The organism is Dactylosporangium sp. NPDC051541 (genome assembly GCF_044454505.1).
Classification (GTDB): Bacteria; Actinomycetota; Actinomycetes; order Mycobacteriales; family Micromonosporaceae; genus Dactylosporangium.
On the sequence record NZ_JBITDU010000006.1, the window covers coordinates 559,452 to 574,914 of the forward strand.

The following is a 15,463-nucleotide window of genomic DNA, read 5'->3' on the forward strand; positions in this document are numbered from 1 at the left end:
GCGCGCCAGCCAGCGCCGTCACGAAGCGCGCCAGCCAGCGCCGTCACGAAGCGCGCCAGCCAGCGCCGTCACCGAACGCGACGGCCAGCCGCTACATCATCCCGAGGTACCGCTCACGCTCGAACGGGGTGACGACGCGGCGGTACTCCTCCCATTCGGTCCGCTTGTTCTTGAGGAAGAAGTCGAACACGTGCTCGCCGAGCACCTCGGCCACGAGCTCGGAGCCGGCCATCACGTCGATGGCCTCGGAGAGGTTCTCCGGCAGCGCCTCGTAGCCGGCCGCGCGGCGCTCGCCGTCGGTCAGGGCCCACACGTCGTCCTCGGCGCCCGGCGGCAGCTCGTAGCCCTGCTCGATGCCGCGCAGGCCCGCACCGAGCATCACCGCGTAGGCGAGGTAGGGGTTGCAGGCGGCGTCGAGCGAGCGGACCTCGACCCGGGCCGAGTTGGGCTTGCCGTAGGCCGGCACGCGCACGAGGGCGGAGCGGTTCTTGTGGCCCCAGCAGACGTACGCCGGCGACTCGGTGATCCGGTTGGGCAGCGTCAGCGGGAAGAGCCGCTTGTAGGAGTTGACCCACTGGTTGGTGATCGCGGTGTACTCCCGCGCGTGCACGAGCAGCCCCGCGATGAACGCCTGGCCGACCTTCGACAGCTTCATCGGGTCGCTGGCGTCGTGGAACGCGTTGCGCTCGCCCTCGAACAGCGACAGGTGGGTGTGCATGCCGCTGCCCGGCTGCTCCGTGAACGGCTTCGGCATGAAGGTCGCGTGCACGCCGTGCGACAGCGCGACCTCCTTGATGACGTGCCGGAACGTCATGATGTTGTCGGCCGTGGTCAGCGCGTCGGCGTAGCGCAGGTCGATCTCCTGCTGCCCGGGCGCGACCTCGTGGTGGCTGAACTCGACCGAGATCCCGATCCGTTCCAGCGCGAGCACGGCCTGCCGGCGGAAGTCGCGGGCGACGGAGTGGGTGGTGTGGTCGAAGTAGCCACCGGCGTCGACCGGCCGCGGCACCGACCCGTGCTCGCCGAGGTTCTCCAGCAGGAAGAACTCGATCTCCGGGTGGGTGTAGAAGGTGAAGCCCTTCTCGGCCGCCCGCGACAGGGCCCGGCGCAGCACGTGGCGCGGGTCGGCCCAGGACGGCGAGCCGTCGGGCAGCGTGATGTCGCAGAACATGCGGGCGCTCTCGCCCGACATGCCGCCCTCGAACGGGAACACCTGGAACGTCGTCGGGTCCGGGATCGCGACCATGTCCGACTCGTAGACCCGGGCGAAGCCCTCGATCGCCGACCCGTCGAACCCGATGCCCTCCTCGAACGCCGACTCGAGCTCGGCCGGCGCGACGGAGACGCTCTTCAGGGTGCCCAGCACATCGGTGAACCACAGCCGGACAAAGCGGATGTCCCGCTCCTCGAGCGTGCGGAGCACGAACTCCTGCTGACGGTCCACGTAATGCCCCCACGGAAAGCTTCGGCCGATTCGGGCCAGTCTCGCCCGCCGGTATTACACCAAAGTTACCGGACCACGGTATGTGACCAGGCTCGGGCGTGAACGAGGCGGGCCAGCTGGGTATGTCGTGCCCATGACGATGTCACCGCCCGATCTGTGGTCCTCGCTCGTCACCCGGCTCCGTGACCGCGCCCAGGCGGGCGCCGTGGCGCTGGAACTTTCCGGCGACGTCGGCTCCGCGGTGGCCGCCGTCATCGCCTGCGACGCCCTCGGCCCGGCCAACGTCACCGGGCTGTTCTTCGGCGACGACGTCGACCCGCAGGTCCGTGACCTGGCGCTGCACACCGGACTCGACTTCCGTCAGGAATCCGTGCAGCCGCTGGTGGACGTGTTCCTGGCCCGGTTGACGCTGGACCCGGAAGTCGCCGCCCGCCTGACCGTGCGGGTGCGCCGGACGGTGCTCCTGGCCCTGGCGGAACAGGAGGGCCGCCAAGTGCTCGATCCCTTGTTTGAAGTGCCTGCGGGGGTACTGCCGGAGCTCTCCTCCTGGCGCAACGAGCAGGCGGTCCTCGAAGGCCGGCCCGCGCCGATTTCGGGAATGTGAAAAACCGCATCGGGCCGGTAACAATCGCCGCGCGCGGTGCGACCATCGGGGTGTCACCCGGGGACCTCGTCATGGGGCCTCGAGGAGTAGAGGAGGACGCTGATGTCCGAAGTCCCGTCCTTGTACGGCGGCGCCGTCAACCGCCGCGTACGCACCCGCGACCTGATCGCCGCCAAGGAGCGCGGCGAACGCTGGCCGATGCTCACCTCATACGACCAGTACACGGCCGCCATCTTCGACGAGGCCGGCATCCCGGTCCTGCTGGTCGGCGACTCCGCGGCCAACAACGTCTACGGCTACGAGTCCACGGTCTCCGTCTCCGAGGACGAACTCCTCCCACTGGTCCGCGCCGTGGTCCGCTCCACGAAACGCGCCCTGGTCGTGGGCGACCTGCCGTTCGGCTCCTACGAGGAGGGCCCCGCCCAGGCCCTGCGCACGGCCGTCCGCTTCATGAAGGAGGGCGGCTGCCACGCCGTGAAGCTCGAAGGCGGCCGCCGCGTAGCCCCGCAGATCTCCGCCCTGGTCAACGCCGGCATCCCGGTGATGGCCCACATCGGCTTCACCCCGCAGAGCGAGCACGCCCTGGGCGGCTTCCGGGTCCAGGGCCGCGGCGACACCGCCGAAGAGGTCGTGGACGACGCCCACGCGGTAGCCGAAGCGGGCGCGTTCGCCGTGGTCCTGGAGATGGTCCCGGGCGAGGTCGCGAAGCGCATCACCCACGAACTCCACATCCCAACCATCGGCATCGGCGCCGGCGCCGACACCGACGCCCAGGTCCTGGTCTGGCAGGACATGGCCGGCCTGCGCTCCGGCCGCATGCCCCGCTTCGTGAAGCGCTACGCCGACATGGCGGGCATGCTGGCCGAGGCCACCAAGGCCTACGCCGACGAGGTCCGCTCCGGCGTCTTCCCGGCCCAGGAGCACACCTTCGACTGAAAAGTCGGGTCATACAGGCCGACGGGCCGCAACGTCCGTCGGCCGTATCCGCCTCGGCCGCTCCGGCCTGACGCCGGCGCCGGGCCGCGCGTCGCTCGAACGCCGCGGGCTCAGCGGTGCGGAGACTGCCGGGGCACACGCAGGTGACGCCCGGCGTCCGCGATGGTGAGCAGCCCCTGCTCGAACCGCGCGTCCCGTTCGCCATGGCCCGAACTTCACCGCCCAAACGCCGAGTGGCCCGCCCCACCAGGGGACGGGCCACTCCGTGTAGAGCTGAGATCACACGTCGTAGTACATGGCGAACTCGTGCGGCGTCGGGCGGAGGCGGACCGGGTCGACCTCGTTGGCGCGCTTGTACGAGATCCAGGTGTCGACTAGGTCCTGGGTGAACACGCCGCCCTCGAGGAGGTAGCCGTGGTCGCCTTCCAGGGTGGTGAGGACCTCGTCGAGCGAGCCGGGGACCTGCTTGACGTTCGCGACCTCCTCCGGCGGGAGGTCGTAGAGGTCCTTGTCGATCGGGGCCGGGGGCTCGGTCTTGTTCTTGATGCCGTCCAGGCCGGCCATCAGCATGGCCGAGAACGCCAGGTAGACGTTCGCCGACGGGTCCGGCACGCGGAACTCGACGCGCTTGGCCTTGGCGTTCGTGCCCGTCACCGGGATACGGGTGCAGGCCGAGCGGTTGCGCTGCGAGTAGACCAGGTTGACCGGGGCCTCGTAGCCGGGGACCAGGCGGCGGTAGGAGTTGACCGTCGGGTTGGTGAACGCCAGCAGCGACGGCGCGTGGTGCAGGAGGCCACCGATGTACCAGCGGGCGATGTCCGACAGGCCGCCGTAGCCGGCCTCGTCGTAGAACAAGGGCTCGCCGCCCAGCCACAGGGACTGGTGGGTGTGCATGCCCGAGCCGTTGTCGCCGAAGAGGGGCTTCGGCATGAACGTCGCCGTCTTGCCGGCCGCCCAGGCGGTGTTCTTGACGATGTACTTGAACAGCTGGAGCTGGTCGCCCGCCTGCAGCAGGGTGCCGAACCGGTAGTTGATCTCGGCCTGGCCCGCGGTGCCGACCTCGTGGTGCGAGCGCTCGACGACGAAGCCGGCGCCCAGCAGCCGCTGGACGATCTGGTCACGCAGGTCGGCGTAGTGGTCGACCGGCGGGACGGGGAAGTAGCCGCCCTTGTACGCGGTCTTGTAGCCCCGGTTGCCGCCCGGCTCGTCCTTGCCGGAGTTCCACCAGCCCTCGACCGAGTCGATGTAGTAGTACGCCTGGTTCGCGGACGTCTCGTGCCGGATCGAGTCGAAGATGTAGAACTCCGCCTCGGGCCCGAAGTACGCCGTGTCGGCGACGCCGCTCGACTTCAGGTACGCCTCGGCCTTCTTCGCCACGTTGCGCGGGTCGCGCGAGTAAGCCTCCCGCGTGAACGGGTCGTGGATGAAGAAGTTGAGCGCGAGGGTCTTCTCGACCCGGAACGGGTCGATGAACGCGGAGGTCGGGTCCGGCAGCAGCATCATGTCGGACTCGTGGATCGCCTGGAATCCACGAATCGACGAGCCGTCGAAGGCCAGTCCGTCGCTGAACACCGCGTCGTCGAAGGACTCGACCGGGACGTTGAAGTGCTGCATCACGCCCGGCAGGTCGCAGAAGCGAACGTCGACGAAGCGGACGCCCTCATCCTTCACGTATCGCAACAGCTCTTCAGAATTGGCGAACACTCGTCCTCCAGGTCGCAGGCTGACCAGTCTTGGTGATCACTTCAGTGTGAAGGTGGCTGGTTGGTCGCGACCGTAGAACTGCGCGATTGCCCCGGCGTGTCTCGATTGTTTCCGCTGTGTTTCGCCCGGCTTAGGTCAGCCGATCAGCGTGGGTGCGCGGTTCGATAGGCTGACCCGCCGTGGAGATCCAACCGGCCCCGCTCGCCCGCCGTTTCGGCGCACTGCTCATCGACTGGATATCGTGCCTGCTCATCGCGGGCGCGTTCGCGAGCCCCACCGATGAGCCGTGGCTCGCGCCGGGGCTGTTCGTGGTCGTCTATGCGCTCTTTCTCGGCTTCTTCGCCCAGACGCTGGGCATGCGCCTGTTTCGCATTCGGTGTGTGGGCATGAACACAGGGGAGCCTTTGGGGGTACCGCGAGCGCTGCTACGAGCAATCGTGATGCTCCCCTTGATCACCGCCCTGATCATGGACAAAGACCAACGCGGCCTGCATGACCGAGCGGCAGGCTCGATCGTGCAGACCGCGTGAAGGAAGGTGCTCAGCGCCCTCGCATGGCCTTGAACTGGCCCTTCGGCGGCTTCATGTTCTTGGGCAGGGCGCCTCGCGGCATCTGCGGCCGCGCCGAGAGCGCCTTGAGCCGCTTGTCGAGCGAGTTGACGTCCTTGGCCGTGATCGTGCGCGGCAGCCGGATCAGCAGGTTGCGCAGCTTGGGGAGGGGCACCTGGCCCTCCTCGTTGCCGACCATGTAGTCGCGCAGCTCGGCGTTGCCGATGACCTTGACCAGCCGCCGCCGCTCCTGCCCGAGGAGCCCCTTGACCCGGCCGGGGTTGCCCTCGCCGATCAGGATCACGCCGGGCCGCCCGATGACCAGGTGCACCATGTCGAACTGCGTCGTGGAAGCGATCGCGGGGGAGACCCGCCAGTCGCCGCGCATGTTCTCGATGATCGACGCCGCCGCCCCCGGCTGCCCCTCGGCCTCCTTCATCATCGCCTTCTGCGAGCGCAGGTTGAGGACGATGACGGTGCCGAGCAGTGCGAGCAGCACGCCGAGCGGCGCCCAGACCCAGGAAACACCCAGCGCGATGGCGACGCCGACCGCGATCAGCGGCACGAGGACGACCGTCACCACGAGGGGCACGAACGCCTTGTCGCGCTTCGCGGTGAACGAGAAGACCATGCCGATCTGCTTGAGCCGAGTGAAGAAGGAGACCTTCTCCGGCTCCTGGGCCTTTGCCATACCCCCGAGTCTAGATGGACTCGGTCAAGCGTGAAGAGCCCGGTTCTCCAGGGCCTGCCGGTAGAGGCGCCCGGCCCGGTAGGACGAGCGCACCAGCGGCCCGGAAAGCACCCCCGAGAAGCCGATCTGCTCGGCCTCTTCCCGCAGCTCGACGAACTCTTCCGGCTTCACCCACCGCTCAACGGGGTGGTGGCGGGGCGTCGGCCGCAGGTACTGCGTGATCGTCACCAGCTCGCACCCGGCCGCGTGGAGGTCCTTGAGCGCCTGCGTCACCTCGGCCCGCTCCTCGCCCATGCCGAGGATCAGGTTGGACTTGGTGACCAGCCCGGCCGCGCGGGCCTGGGTGATCACATCCAGCGACCGCTCGTAGCGGAACGCCGGCCGGATCCGCTTGAAGATCCGCGGCACGGTCTCGACGTTGTGGGCGAGCACCTCGGGCCGGGCCGCGAAGACCTCGCGCAGCAGCTCCGGCTCGCCGTTGAAGTCGGGGATCAGCAGCTCGACGCCGCACCCCTCGACCAGCGCGTGGATCTGCCGGACGGTCTCGGCGTAGAGCCACGCCCCGCCGTCGGGGAGGTCGTCGCGGGCCACACCGGTCACCGTCGCGTACTTGAGCCCCATCGTCGCGGTCGACTCAGCGACCCGCCGCGGCTCGTCGGCGTCGAACTCGGCCGGCTTGCCGGTGTCGATCTGGCAGAAGTCGCACCGGCGCGTGCACTGGTCACCGCCGATGAGGAACGTGGCCTCGCGGTCTTCCCAGCATTCGTAGATGTTGGGACAGCCGGCTTCCTGGCACACCGTGTGGAGGCCTTCGCGCTGCACGAGCCCCCGTAGATGCGTGTACTCGGGCCCCATCTTGGCCGAGACCTTGATCCACGACGGTTTACGCTCGATCGGCGTCTCCGCGTTTCGCGCTTCGATGCGCAGCAGACGACGGCCTTCGGGAACAACGGCGGTCACAGTCCGAAGACTACGCCGGGCGACTGCTCAGGTGCTGGGAACGCGATTGACGTCACGTCTGCGGGCCCGTACCTGTCACCCGGGAGGTTTCCGCTCGGCCCGGCCAGGCAATAGGCCTTGAGTGGCGCTCAACGACACCCTGGTCGCGTTCTCCGACGGCAACCCGATCGACGTCCTGCGGTCCTACCCAGTCCTGGACAAACCGGCCACGCGCGCCTTGGTCGAGCGCCTCTTCCCGGGCGCGGACATCGAGGAGATCGGCGACGAACTCCTGATCGACGCCCTCAACCCCCCGGCCGACGTGGTCTGCGTGGGCTGCTTCCCGGGCCTGGAGCTGATCTGCAGCTGGGGCCTGACCCCAAGACGCCCGTCCGAACTCGACCCGGTCGTCTTCACCGCGACCGACCGCCGCAACGTGTACCTCCACGCCGCCCACAGCGACGCGGGCTGGTGCAGCTACGGCGTCTGGCGCGACGGCTCAAGAATCAGGTCCCGCAGCATCAGCACCGACCCGACGATCACCGAGGACGAGGGCACCCACCTGCCCTTCGAACGCCCAGGCGAAGAAAACGACCCAGGCGAACAAAGCTGCGCCTCCATGCAAGCCCTCTTCGGCTTCGCCTGCGACGACCACAACCGCCTGGACGACGTAGACCCCGAACTCATCCCAGTAGTCGCCTACAGAATCACCACTCCGTAAAACCCCTCACAGCCAACCAACGCACACCCCGTACCCCCGCCAAAAAAGCTCTCACCAGCCGCAACCACAAGCCAACATCTCCCGCCGGCACCAGAAAAGGCTCTCACCAGCCGCAACCAGAAGCCAACATCTCCTGCCCGCACCAAAAAGGCTCTCACCAGCGCAACCATGAGCAGACATCCCCTGCAGTGCGGTTCTTGAGACACATTCCCCCGGCCCCCCCGGCCCCCCGGCCCCCCCGCTCCGCGAACACTCAGTACAGCGTCTTCAGATTCCGCTCCACGATCGGCAGCACCTCCCCCACCGTCACATCCCGCTCCAACTCCCAGGACAGCGAAGTAACCCCAGCGTCCCGAATACCGCACGGCACGAAGATGTCGTATCGCGACAGGTCACAATCCGCGTTCAGCGCGAACCCGTGCAGCGTCGTCCCCAGCGCCACCCGAATCCCGATCGCCGCGACTTTCCGCTCCGGCCCCCGCGAGTCGGCCGAAACCCAGACCCCGCTGCGCCCCTCAACCCGCCCGGTAGCGACCCCGAGCTCCGCGCAGACGTCGATGAGCACCTGCTCCATCCGCCGCACATACGCGACGACGTCCACCGGATCGTCCAGCTTGATGATCGGATACCCCACCAGTTGCCCGGGCCCGTGCCAGGTGATCTTCCCGCCCCGGTCCACGTCGACCACCGGCGTCCCGTCGAACGGCCGATCGGCCGGCTCGGTCCGCTTCCCGGCGGTGTAGACGCTCGGATGTTCGAGCAGCAGCACGGTGTCCGGCGACGACCCGGCCGCGACGAGCGCGTGAATCCGCCGCTGCTCAGCCAGCGCTTCCGAATATTCGACCAGTCCGGCCCGAACGATCTGCATGCCACCGAGGCTACGCCGAGCCAGGTGTCAACCAGGTGTCAGCCGATTTGTGTGGGACCCGGACATAGTGATGCGTCGAAGCTCACACCTAGCGTGGTGGTTCCCACAGACAGAAAGGGCACCGCCATGCCCCGCCTACTCCGCCTCATTCTGCCCATATTCGCCACGCTGATCACCGCCGGCGCGCTCGCCGCGACGACCGGAAGCCCGGCCTACGCCGCGACGCTGTCGACCGTCGGCAGCTTCGGCTCCAACCCGGGCAACCTCACGATGTACAGCTACCGCCCCGACGGCCTCCCGTCCGGCGCGCCCCTGGTCGTCGCCATGCACGGCTGCACCCAGAACGCCACGGACTACTTCACCAACTCCGGCTGGCGCAAGTACGCCGACCTCTGGAAGTTCGCCCTTGTCCTGCCCGAGCAGAAGTCCGCGAACAACAGCACGAGCTGCTTCAACTGGTTCGAGACCGGTGACACGGCGCGCGGTTCGGGCGAGCCGCTGTCGATCAAGCAGATGGTCGACTACGCCGTCGCCAACTACGGGACGAACAGCTCGCGGGTGTACGTCACCGGCCTCTCGGCGGGCGGTGCGATGACGGCGGTCATGCTGGCCACGTACCCGGACGTGTTCGCGGGCGGCGCGATCATGTCGGGACTGCCGTACCGGTGCGCGACGTCGATGACGGCCGCGTACAGCTGCATGAATCCCGGCGTCGACAAGACCCCGGCGGCCTGGGGCGACCTGGTGCGGTCGGCCTACTCCGGCTACTCGGGCGCTCGTCCGCGGGTAGCCGTCTGGCACGGTACCGCCGACACCACTGTCGCCCCGGCCAACGCCACGGAGCTGCGCGACCAGTGGACCAACGTGCTCGGCGTCAGCCAGACCCCGACGTCGACGGCCGCGCTGCCCGGTGGGGCGTCGCTGTCGAACTACGGGGACAAGGTGAAGGTGTACCTCATTTCCGGCATGACCCACGCGACGCCGGTCGACCCCGGCTCCGCCACCGAGCAGTGCGGCACCGCCGGGACCTACTACAAGGACACGATCTGCTCGTCGTACTACCAAGCGCTTGATTGGCAACTGGGCACCCCCGGCCCGACCACGGGGCCGACAACCCCGAGCTCGAGCCCGAGCACCAACCCGACGCTGGGCCCGTGCACGAGGGCGTCCAACTACGCCCACGTCGTCGCCGGCCGGGCGCACCAGTCCGGCGGCTACACGTACGCCAACGGCTCCAACCAGAACATGGGCCTGTACAACGTGTTCACCACGCACGGCCTGCGCCAGACCGGCACCAACTCCTACGTGATCGACGACACCGCCTGCTGAAGGGCGTCCGTGACGGTGCGGTGCGCGAACGGGAACTCCTCGCGCACCAGCACCGCCGGCAGCACCCGCTGGCTGGCCAGGGCCTCGCCGCCGAACTCGCCGACGGCGGCCCGCAGCGCGAACCCCGGCACCGGGAACAGGTTGGGCCGGTGCATGACGTCGGCGAGCGCGGCCGAGAAGTCGGCGTTGGTCACCGGCTCGGGCCCGGTGAGGTTGACCGGCCCGGCCAGCTCCCGGTCGAGTACGAACGTGACCGCGGCGAGCCAGTCGGGGACGGAGATCCACGGGAGGTACTGCTTCCCGCTGCCCATCCGCCCGCCCGCGAACAGCTTGAACTGGATGTGGATCGGCTTGAGCAGGCCGCCCTCGGGGTCGAGCGGGAACCCGGTGCGCAGCAGCGCCACCCGCGTCCCGGCATCCTCGGCCGGGTGGGTCGCGGCCTCCCACACCTTGCACAGGTCGGCCAGGAACCCCTCGCCGGCCGGTGAGGTCTCGTCGACCTCCCGGTCACCGGTGTCGCCGTAGTATCCGACGGCGGACGAGTTCAGCAGCACCTTCGGCTTGACCGGGGCCGCCGCGATCGCCCGGGCCAGGGTCCGGGTGGTGTCCACCCGGCTGTCGACCAGGACTTTCTTGTACTGCGCCGTCCACCGCTTGTCCCCGACGCCCGCGCCGGCCAGGTTGATCACCGCGTCGGCGGCCGCCACGACGGTCCCGTCGAGCACTCCGGCGGTCGGGTCCCACCGCACCTCACCGGGCCGGGGCGGCCTCCGCACGAGCGGCGTGACCTGGTGCCCGGCCGCGCGCAGGTGGGGAATGAGCCGCCGCCCGAGAAAGCCGGACGCGCCCGCGATGAGGATCTGCATACGTTCATCTTGCCCGGACGGGGCGGCCCGAATCGGACCGCCCCGCACCAGAACGACTAGAGACCCAGGTCGGCCTCGAAGTGCCCGGCCTCCAGGCGCTCCTTGACGGTGCCCAGGAACCGGGCGGCGTCGGCGCCGTCGACGATCCGGTGGTCGTACGACAGGGCCAGGTAGACCATCGACCGCGGCGCGATGACCTCGCCGAGCTCGGGGTCGCTGAGCACGACGGCCCGCTTCACGACCGCGCCGGTGCCGAGGATCGCCACCTGCGGCTGGTTGATGATCGGCGTGTCGAACAGCGCGCCCCGGCTGCCGGTGTTGGTCAGCGTGAACGTGCCGCCGGCGATGTCGTCCGGGCTCAGCTTGTTGTTGCGGGTCCGGTCGGCCACGTCGGCGATCCGCTTGGCCAGGCCGGCCAGATTGAGGTCGCCGGCGTTCTTGATGACGGGGACGATCAGGCCCTTGTCGCTGTCCACGGCCATGCCGAGGTGCTCGGCGTCGTGGTAGGTGACCGTGCCCGCCTCGAGGTCGATCGAGGAGTTCACCGACGGGTGCACCCGCAGCGCCTCGACCGCCGCGAGGGCGAAGAACGGCAGGAACGACAGCTTCACGCCGTGCGTCGTCAGGAACTGGGCCTTGGCCTTGTCCCGCAGCTTCGCGACCTTGGTCACGTCGACCTCGACGACCGTGGTCAGCTGGGCCGAGATCTGCAGCGACTCGACCATCCGCCGGGCGATCAGGGCCCGCATCCGGGTGAGCTTCTGCGTCTGGCCGCGCAGCGGACTCGGGGCCGCCTTCGGCGCCGCGGCGGTCGCCCCGCCGGTGGGCGCGGCGGCAGCCGCGGCCGGAGCAGCGGCGGGCGCGGGCGCGGCGGCGGCCTCCTTGGCCTTGGCCGCGGCGTCGAGCACGTCCTGCTTGCGGATGCGCCCGCCGACCCCGGTGCCGCTCAGCTGGGCCAGGTTGACCCCGTGCTCGGCGGCCAGCTTGCGCACCAGCGGCGTGACGTACGCGACATCGTCGCCTTCGACCTTGCCGTTGCCGCTCGCCGGCGCGGAACCGGTCGCGGTCACGTTGGTGGCCGGCCCGGCCTGCACCGGAGCGGCCGCAGCGGGCTGCGGCTCGGGTGCGGCGGCCTTCGGCTCGGGCTGCTTCTCCTCGGCCTTGGGCGCCGGAGCGGCCGCCTTCGGTGCCTCGGCCTTGGGCGCCTCGGCCTTGGGGGCGGGTGCGGGTGCGGCCGGCGCCGAAGCACCGGCCGATCCGATCACGGCCAGCTCGGCCCCGACCTCGACGGTCTCGTCCTCCGGCACCTTGATCTCCAGCAGCGTGCCGGCGACCGGCGACGGGATCTCGGTGTCGACCTTGTCGGTGGAGACCTCGAGCAGCGGCTCGTCGGCCTCGACGCTGTCGCCGACCTGCTTGAGCCAGCGCGTGACGGTGCCCTCGGTGACGCTCTCCCCGAGCGCGGGCATCTTCACCGAAGTGCCCTCCCCGGACGGCGCCGACGAGGAGGCCGGCTCCTCGACCTCCTCTGAAGACGGCTCCTGCTCGGGCTCGACGCCGGCCGGCTCTTCCTCGGCCGCCGGCTCCTCCTCCGCCGGCGCGGCGGCCGGCTCTTCGGCCGCTTCCGGTGCGTCCGCCGGTGCCGAGTCCGAGTCGCCGCCGATGACGGCGAGCTCGGCGCCGACCTCGGCGGTCTCGTCCTCCTGCACGACGATCCGGGTCAGCACCCCGGCCGCGGGGGACGGGATCTCGGTGTCGACCTTGTCCGTGGAGACCTCGAGCAGCGGCTCGTCGGCCTCGACGTGGTCGCCTTCCTGCTTCAACCAGCGGGTGACGGTGCCCTCGGTGACGCTCTCGCCCAACCGGGGCATGGTGACCGATACCGGCATGTGAAACGACTCCTCGTACGGTTGCTTGGGTGGCGGTCGAGTGCCCTGATCAGTGGACGTGCAGCGGCTTGCCGGCCAGCGCCAGGTGCGCCTCGCCGAGAGCCTCGTTCTGCGTGGGGTGCATGTGCACGAGAGGGGCGACGTCCCCGGGGAACGCCTCCCAGTTGTAGATCAGCTGGGCTTCCCCGATGAGCTCGCTCACCCGGGCGCCCACCATGTGGACGCCGACGACCGGCCCGTCCTTGACCCGGATCAGCTTCACGAAGCCGGCCGTCTTGAGGATCTGGCTCTTGCCGTTGCCGGTCAGGTCGTACTGGAGCGTCTCGATCTGGTCGTCGCCGTGCAGCTCGCGGGCCTTGGACTCGTTGAGGCCGACGGACGCGACCTCGGGCTCGGAGTAGGTGACCCGGGGGATGCCGGACTCCTCGATGACCTGCGGGTGCTGGCCCGCGATCTCCTCCGCCACGAAGATGCCCTGCTGGAAGCCGCGGTGGGCGAGCTGGACACCGGGCACGATGTCGCCGACGGCGTAGACGCCCGGCACGGAGGTGCGCAGCCGCTCGTCGGTGATGACGAACCCGCGCTCCATCTTCACGCCGTGCTCCTCGTAGCCGAGGTTGGCCGTGGTCGGCCCCCGCCCGACGGCCACGAGCAGCAGCTCCGCCTCGATCGTCTCGCCGCCCTGGATCGACACCTTGACGCCGCTCTCGGTGCGCTCGACCCCTTCGAACGGCTTGCCGACCTTGAACTTGACGCCCCGCTTGCGAAACGCCCGCTCCAGGGCCTTCGAGCTGGCCTCGTCCTCGACCGCGAGCAGCCGGGGGAGGGCCTCGACGATCGTCACGTCGACGCCGAAGGACTTCCAGGCACTCGCGAACTCGCAGCCGATGACGCCGCCGCCGAGGATGATCGCCGAGGCCGGCACGTGGTCGAGGGTGAGCGCGTGCTCGCTGGTGATGACCCGCTCGCCGTCGACGACGAGCCCGGGCAGCGTCTTCGAGTAGGAGCCGGTGGCCAGGACCACGTTCTTCGCCGTGTAGCGGGTGCCGGCGACCTCGACGGCGTCCGGCGCGACCAGGCGCCCCTCGCCTTCGATCAAGGTCACCTTGCGCGCCTTGGCGAGCCCCTGCAGCCCCTTGTACAGCTTGGTGACCACGCCGTCCTTGTAGGCGTTGACGGCCTTCATGTCGACGCCGTTGAAGACGGCCTGGATGCCGAACTGGTCCGCCTCGCGGGCGGCGTCGGCCACCTCACCGGCGTGCAGCAGAGCCTTGGTGGGGATGCAGCCGCGGTGCAGGCACGTGCCGCCGAGCTTGTCCTTCTCGACCAGCGCGACCGACAGGCCGAGCTGGGCGGCGCGGAACGCGGTCGCGTAACCGCCGCTGCCGCCGCCTAGGACAAGGACGTCGAAGGAGTTGGCGTGTGGGTCACTCACGAATTCTCCCAGATGATGTGCGAATGGGGGTTCGCCCTTCGCTAGACGATCCGAAGCCATCTTGTCACTCGCGCTGCTGGCCTGCGACGGTAGGTGGCCAGTCGCCGGACACTACGCGGCGTCGAGACGTCGTACCCTGTGCACCAGCTGTGCCCAAATCGACGACGAGGAGCGATCGTGGCTTGGTTCCGCCGACGGAAGCCGGCACCGGGAGGACGATCCGCCACCCGCGAGGACCTGGCTTACCTGGAGGATTTCGTCCGCTCCCGCCGCGGCGTAGAAGGCTTCATCGAACCCCGCACAACGGTGACCGAAACAACACTCCTGCTCATCGCCCACGACGGCGAATGGACGAGACGCCGCATGGAAAGCCCCCAGGCGGCCCGCCAGTTCGCCCACCGCCTGTCGATGCCCATCTACGACATCGCCCTGGTCGGCTACCCCCAACGCTGGCGCGATTACAACGCGCGAAACAAAAAAAGCTGAAACCGGAAGAGCAAGAAGCGAAAGCAGCGGATTCCGAGGCCGCTTCGCTCCCGCCCCGGGCAGGGGGCTCCGCCCCCCACACCCCCCGGCCCGCTCCACCCCGACCCACCGGAGTCCCCACCCCTGAAGCCCGACCCAACGCCCCATTTCGTCGCCCGGCACCGAGAGCCAGCCGCCACCAAGGCGCCCCACACCCCCCACCTCGAGCGGCAACAGCCAGGCGACGATTCGCACCCTCCAGCCAGAAACTTCCCACCCCCCATCTCCCGACCAGTCCCACAACACCCAAGCCAGCCCGGGCCTACAGCTACGACGTCGCCCGGCCGCGTCCGCTGGCGTGGTGTAGGAACGGCCAGCGTAGATCCAGTTGGTTGGATGTTAGGCCGCTGCCAGTTCGGCGGCGACGGGTTCGGTGTGGTTTCCCTCGGTCGTGATCAGGGTCAGTCGTGCTTTGGCGAGGATTTCCAGTCCCATGTAGCGGCGGCCTTCGCTCCATTCGTCGGTTTGTTCGGCCAGGACGGCGCCGACGAGGCGGATGATGGCGGCGCGGTTGGGGAAGATCCCGACGACGTCGGTGCGGCGGCGGATTTCCTTGTTCAGCCGTTCCTGGGGGTTGTTCGACCAGACCTGCCGCCAGACCTCCCGCGGGAACGCGGTGAAGGCGAGGAGTTCATCGCGGGCGTTGTCGAGGTGGTCCGCCGCGGCGGGGAACCGCTCCGCGATCGCCGTGACGGCGCGGTGGTACTGGGCTCGGACGGTGTCGGCGTCGGGCTGGTCGAAGATAGTGCGGACGAGGGTCGCGACCCATGGCTGCGCTGATTTCGGGACCTTCGTCAACAGGTTGCGCAGGTAGTGGGTGCGGCAGCGTTGCCATTGCGCACCGGGCAGCGCGGCGCCGATGGCGTTGACAAGGCCGCGGTGGGCGTCGGACACGACCAGCTTGACGCCGGACAGACCGCGGGCGGTCAACGAGCGCAGGAACGCCAGCCAGCCGGCGCCGTCC

The 15,463-nt window shown here is 69.3% G+C and carries 15 protein-coding genes; 6 read left to right on the forward strand and 9 right to left on the reverse strand.

The annotated features are described in order from the left end of the window. Positions 1-91 precede the first annotated feature (91 nt). Complete coding sequence (gene glnA, locus ACIA8L_RS29160) at positions 92-1,444, reverse strand: type I glutamate--ammonia ligase (protein WP_395909694.1); 1,353 nt, start codon at positions 1,442-1,444, stop codon at positions 92-94. Between the two features lie 133 nt (positions 1,445-1,577). Between glnA (ACIA8L_RS29160) and ACIA8L_RS29165 the strand changes: the two genes are divergently transcribed. Together ACIA8L_RS29165 and panB are read left to right on the forward strand one after the other, a co-directional pair. Continuing rightward, positions 1,578-2,048, forward strand: coding sequence for a hypothetical protein (locus ACIA8L_RS29165; protein ID WP_395909695.1), 471 nt, complete (start codon positions 1,578-1,580; stop codon positions 2,046-2,048). Between the two features lie 102 nt (positions 2,049-2,150). Continuing rightward, positions 2,151-2,984: a 3-methyl-2-oxobutanoate hydroxymethyltransferase gene (gene panB, locus ACIA8L_RS29170; protein ID WP_395909697.1), complete on the forward strand. Its 834-nt coding sequence runs from the start codon at positions 2,151-2,153 to the stop codon at positions 2,982-2,984. A gap of 279 nt (positions 2,985-3,263) precedes the next feature. Here panB and glnA (ACIA8L_RS29175) read toward each other — a convergent pair whose 3' ends face one another. After that, the gene (glnA, locus tag ACIA8L_RS29175) at positions 3,264-4,688 is read right to left on the reverse strand and encodes a type I glutamate--ammonia ligase (protein ID WP_395909699.1); all 1,425 of its coding nucleotides are present in this window, start codon (positions 4,686-4,688) and stop codon (positions 3,264-3,266) included. Positions 4,689-4,867: 179 nt separating this feature from the next. Here glnA (ACIA8L_RS29175) and ACIA8L_RS29180 point away from each other — a divergent pair, with 179 nt between their 5' ends. Continuing rightward, the gene (locus ACIA8L_RS29180) at positions 4,868-5,218 is read left to right on the forward strand and encodes an RDD family protein (protein ID WP_395909701.1); all 351 of its coding nucleotides are present in this window, start codon (positions 4,868-4,870) and stop codon (positions 5,216-5,218) included. 10 nt (positions 5,219-5,228) lie between these two features. Here ACIA8L_RS29180 and ACIA8L_RS29185 read toward each other — a convergent pair whose 3' ends face one another. Both ACIA8L_RS29185 and lipA read right to left on the reverse strand, forming a co-directional pair. Further along, positions 5,229-5,927 (reverse strand): DUF4191 domain-containing protein, encoded by a 699-nt coding sequence (locus ACIA8L_RS29185; protein WP_395909703.1) that lies wholly within the window; start codon positions 5,925-5,927, stop codon positions 5,229-5,231. 24 nt (positions 5,928-5,951) lie between these two features. Then, positions 5,952-6,887 (reverse strand): lipoyl synthase, encoded by a 936-nt coding sequence (lipA, locus tag ACIA8L_RS29190; RefSeq protein ID WP_395909705.1) that lies wholly within the window; start codon positions 6,885-6,887, stop codon positions 5,952-5,954. Between the two features lie 121 nt (positions 6,888-7,008). Here lipA and ACIA8L_RS29195 point away from each other — a divergent pair, with 121 nt between their 5' ends. Continuing rightward, the gene (locus tag ACIA8L_RS29195) at positions 7,009-7,587 is read left to right on the forward strand and encodes a DUF6928 family protein (RefSeq protein ID WP_395909707.1); all 579 of its coding nucleotides are present in this window, start codon (positions 7,009-7,011) and stop codon (positions 7,585-7,587) included. 253 nt (positions 7,588-7,840) lie between these two features. Here the strand turns inward: ACIA8L_RS29195 and lipB are convergent, their stop codons facing one another. Beyond that, positions 7,841-8,455, reverse strand: a complete 615-nt coding sequence (gene lipB / locus ACIA8L_RS29200; protein ID WP_395909709.1) for a lipoyl(octanoyl) transferase LipB — start codon at positions 8,453-8,455, stop codon at positions 7,841-7,843. 126 nt (positions 8,456-8,581) lie between these two features. Here lipB and ACIA8L_RS29205 point away from each other — a divergent pair, with 126 nt between their 5' ends. Continuing rightward, complete coding sequence (locus ACIA8L_RS29205) at positions 8,582-9,784, forward strand: PHB depolymerase family esterase (RefSeq protein ID WP_395909711.1); 1,203 nt, start codon at positions 8,582-8,584, stop codon at positions 9,782-9,784. Here ACIA8L_RS29205 and ACIA8L_RS29210 read toward each other — a convergent pair. Genes ACIA8L_RS29210 through lpdA form a run of 3 tightly spaced genes read right to left on the reverse strand, consistent with a single transcriptional unit; the run spans position 9,757 to position 13,974 of the window. Then, entirely contained in the window at positions 9,757-10,650 is an 894-nt protein-coding gene (locus ACIA8L_RS29210) for a TIGR01777 family oxidoreductase (RefSeq protein WP_395909712.1), read from the reverse strand. The genes ACIA8L_RS29205 and ACIA8L_RS29210 overlap by 28 nt on opposite strands. 56 nt (positions 10,651-10,706) lie before the next feature. Then, complete coding sequence (gene sucB / locus ACIA8L_RS29215) at positions 10,707-12,539, reverse strand: 2-oxoglutarate dehydrogenase, E2 component, dihydrolipoamide succinyltransferase (RefSeq protein WP_395909713.1); 1,833 nt, start codon at positions 12,537-12,539, stop codon at positions 10,707-10,709. 49 nt (positions 12,540-12,588) lie between these two features. Continuing rightward, entirely contained in the window at positions 12,589-13,974 is a 1,386-nt protein-coding gene (gene lpdA / locus ACIA8L_RS29220) for a dihydrolipoyl dehydrogenase (RefSeq protein WP_395909714.1), read from the reverse strand. Between the two features lie 177 nt (positions 13,975-14,151). Here lpdA and ACIA8L_RS29225 point away from each other — a divergent pair, with 177 nt between their 5' ends. Then, on the forward strand, positions 14,152-14,460 hold the full coding sequence (locus ACIA8L_RS29225) for a hypothetical protein (RefSeq protein WP_395909715.1): 309 nt from the start codon (positions 14,152-14,154) through the stop codon (positions 14,458-14,460). A 378-nt stretch (positions 14,461-14,838) separates the two neighbouring features. Here ACIA8L_RS29225 and ACIA8L_RS29230 read toward each other — a convergent pair. Further along, on the reverse strand, positions 14,839-15,463 hold a 625-nt coding region (locus tag ACIA8L_RS29230), incomplete at its 5' end, for a transposase (RefSeq protein ID WP_395909716.1).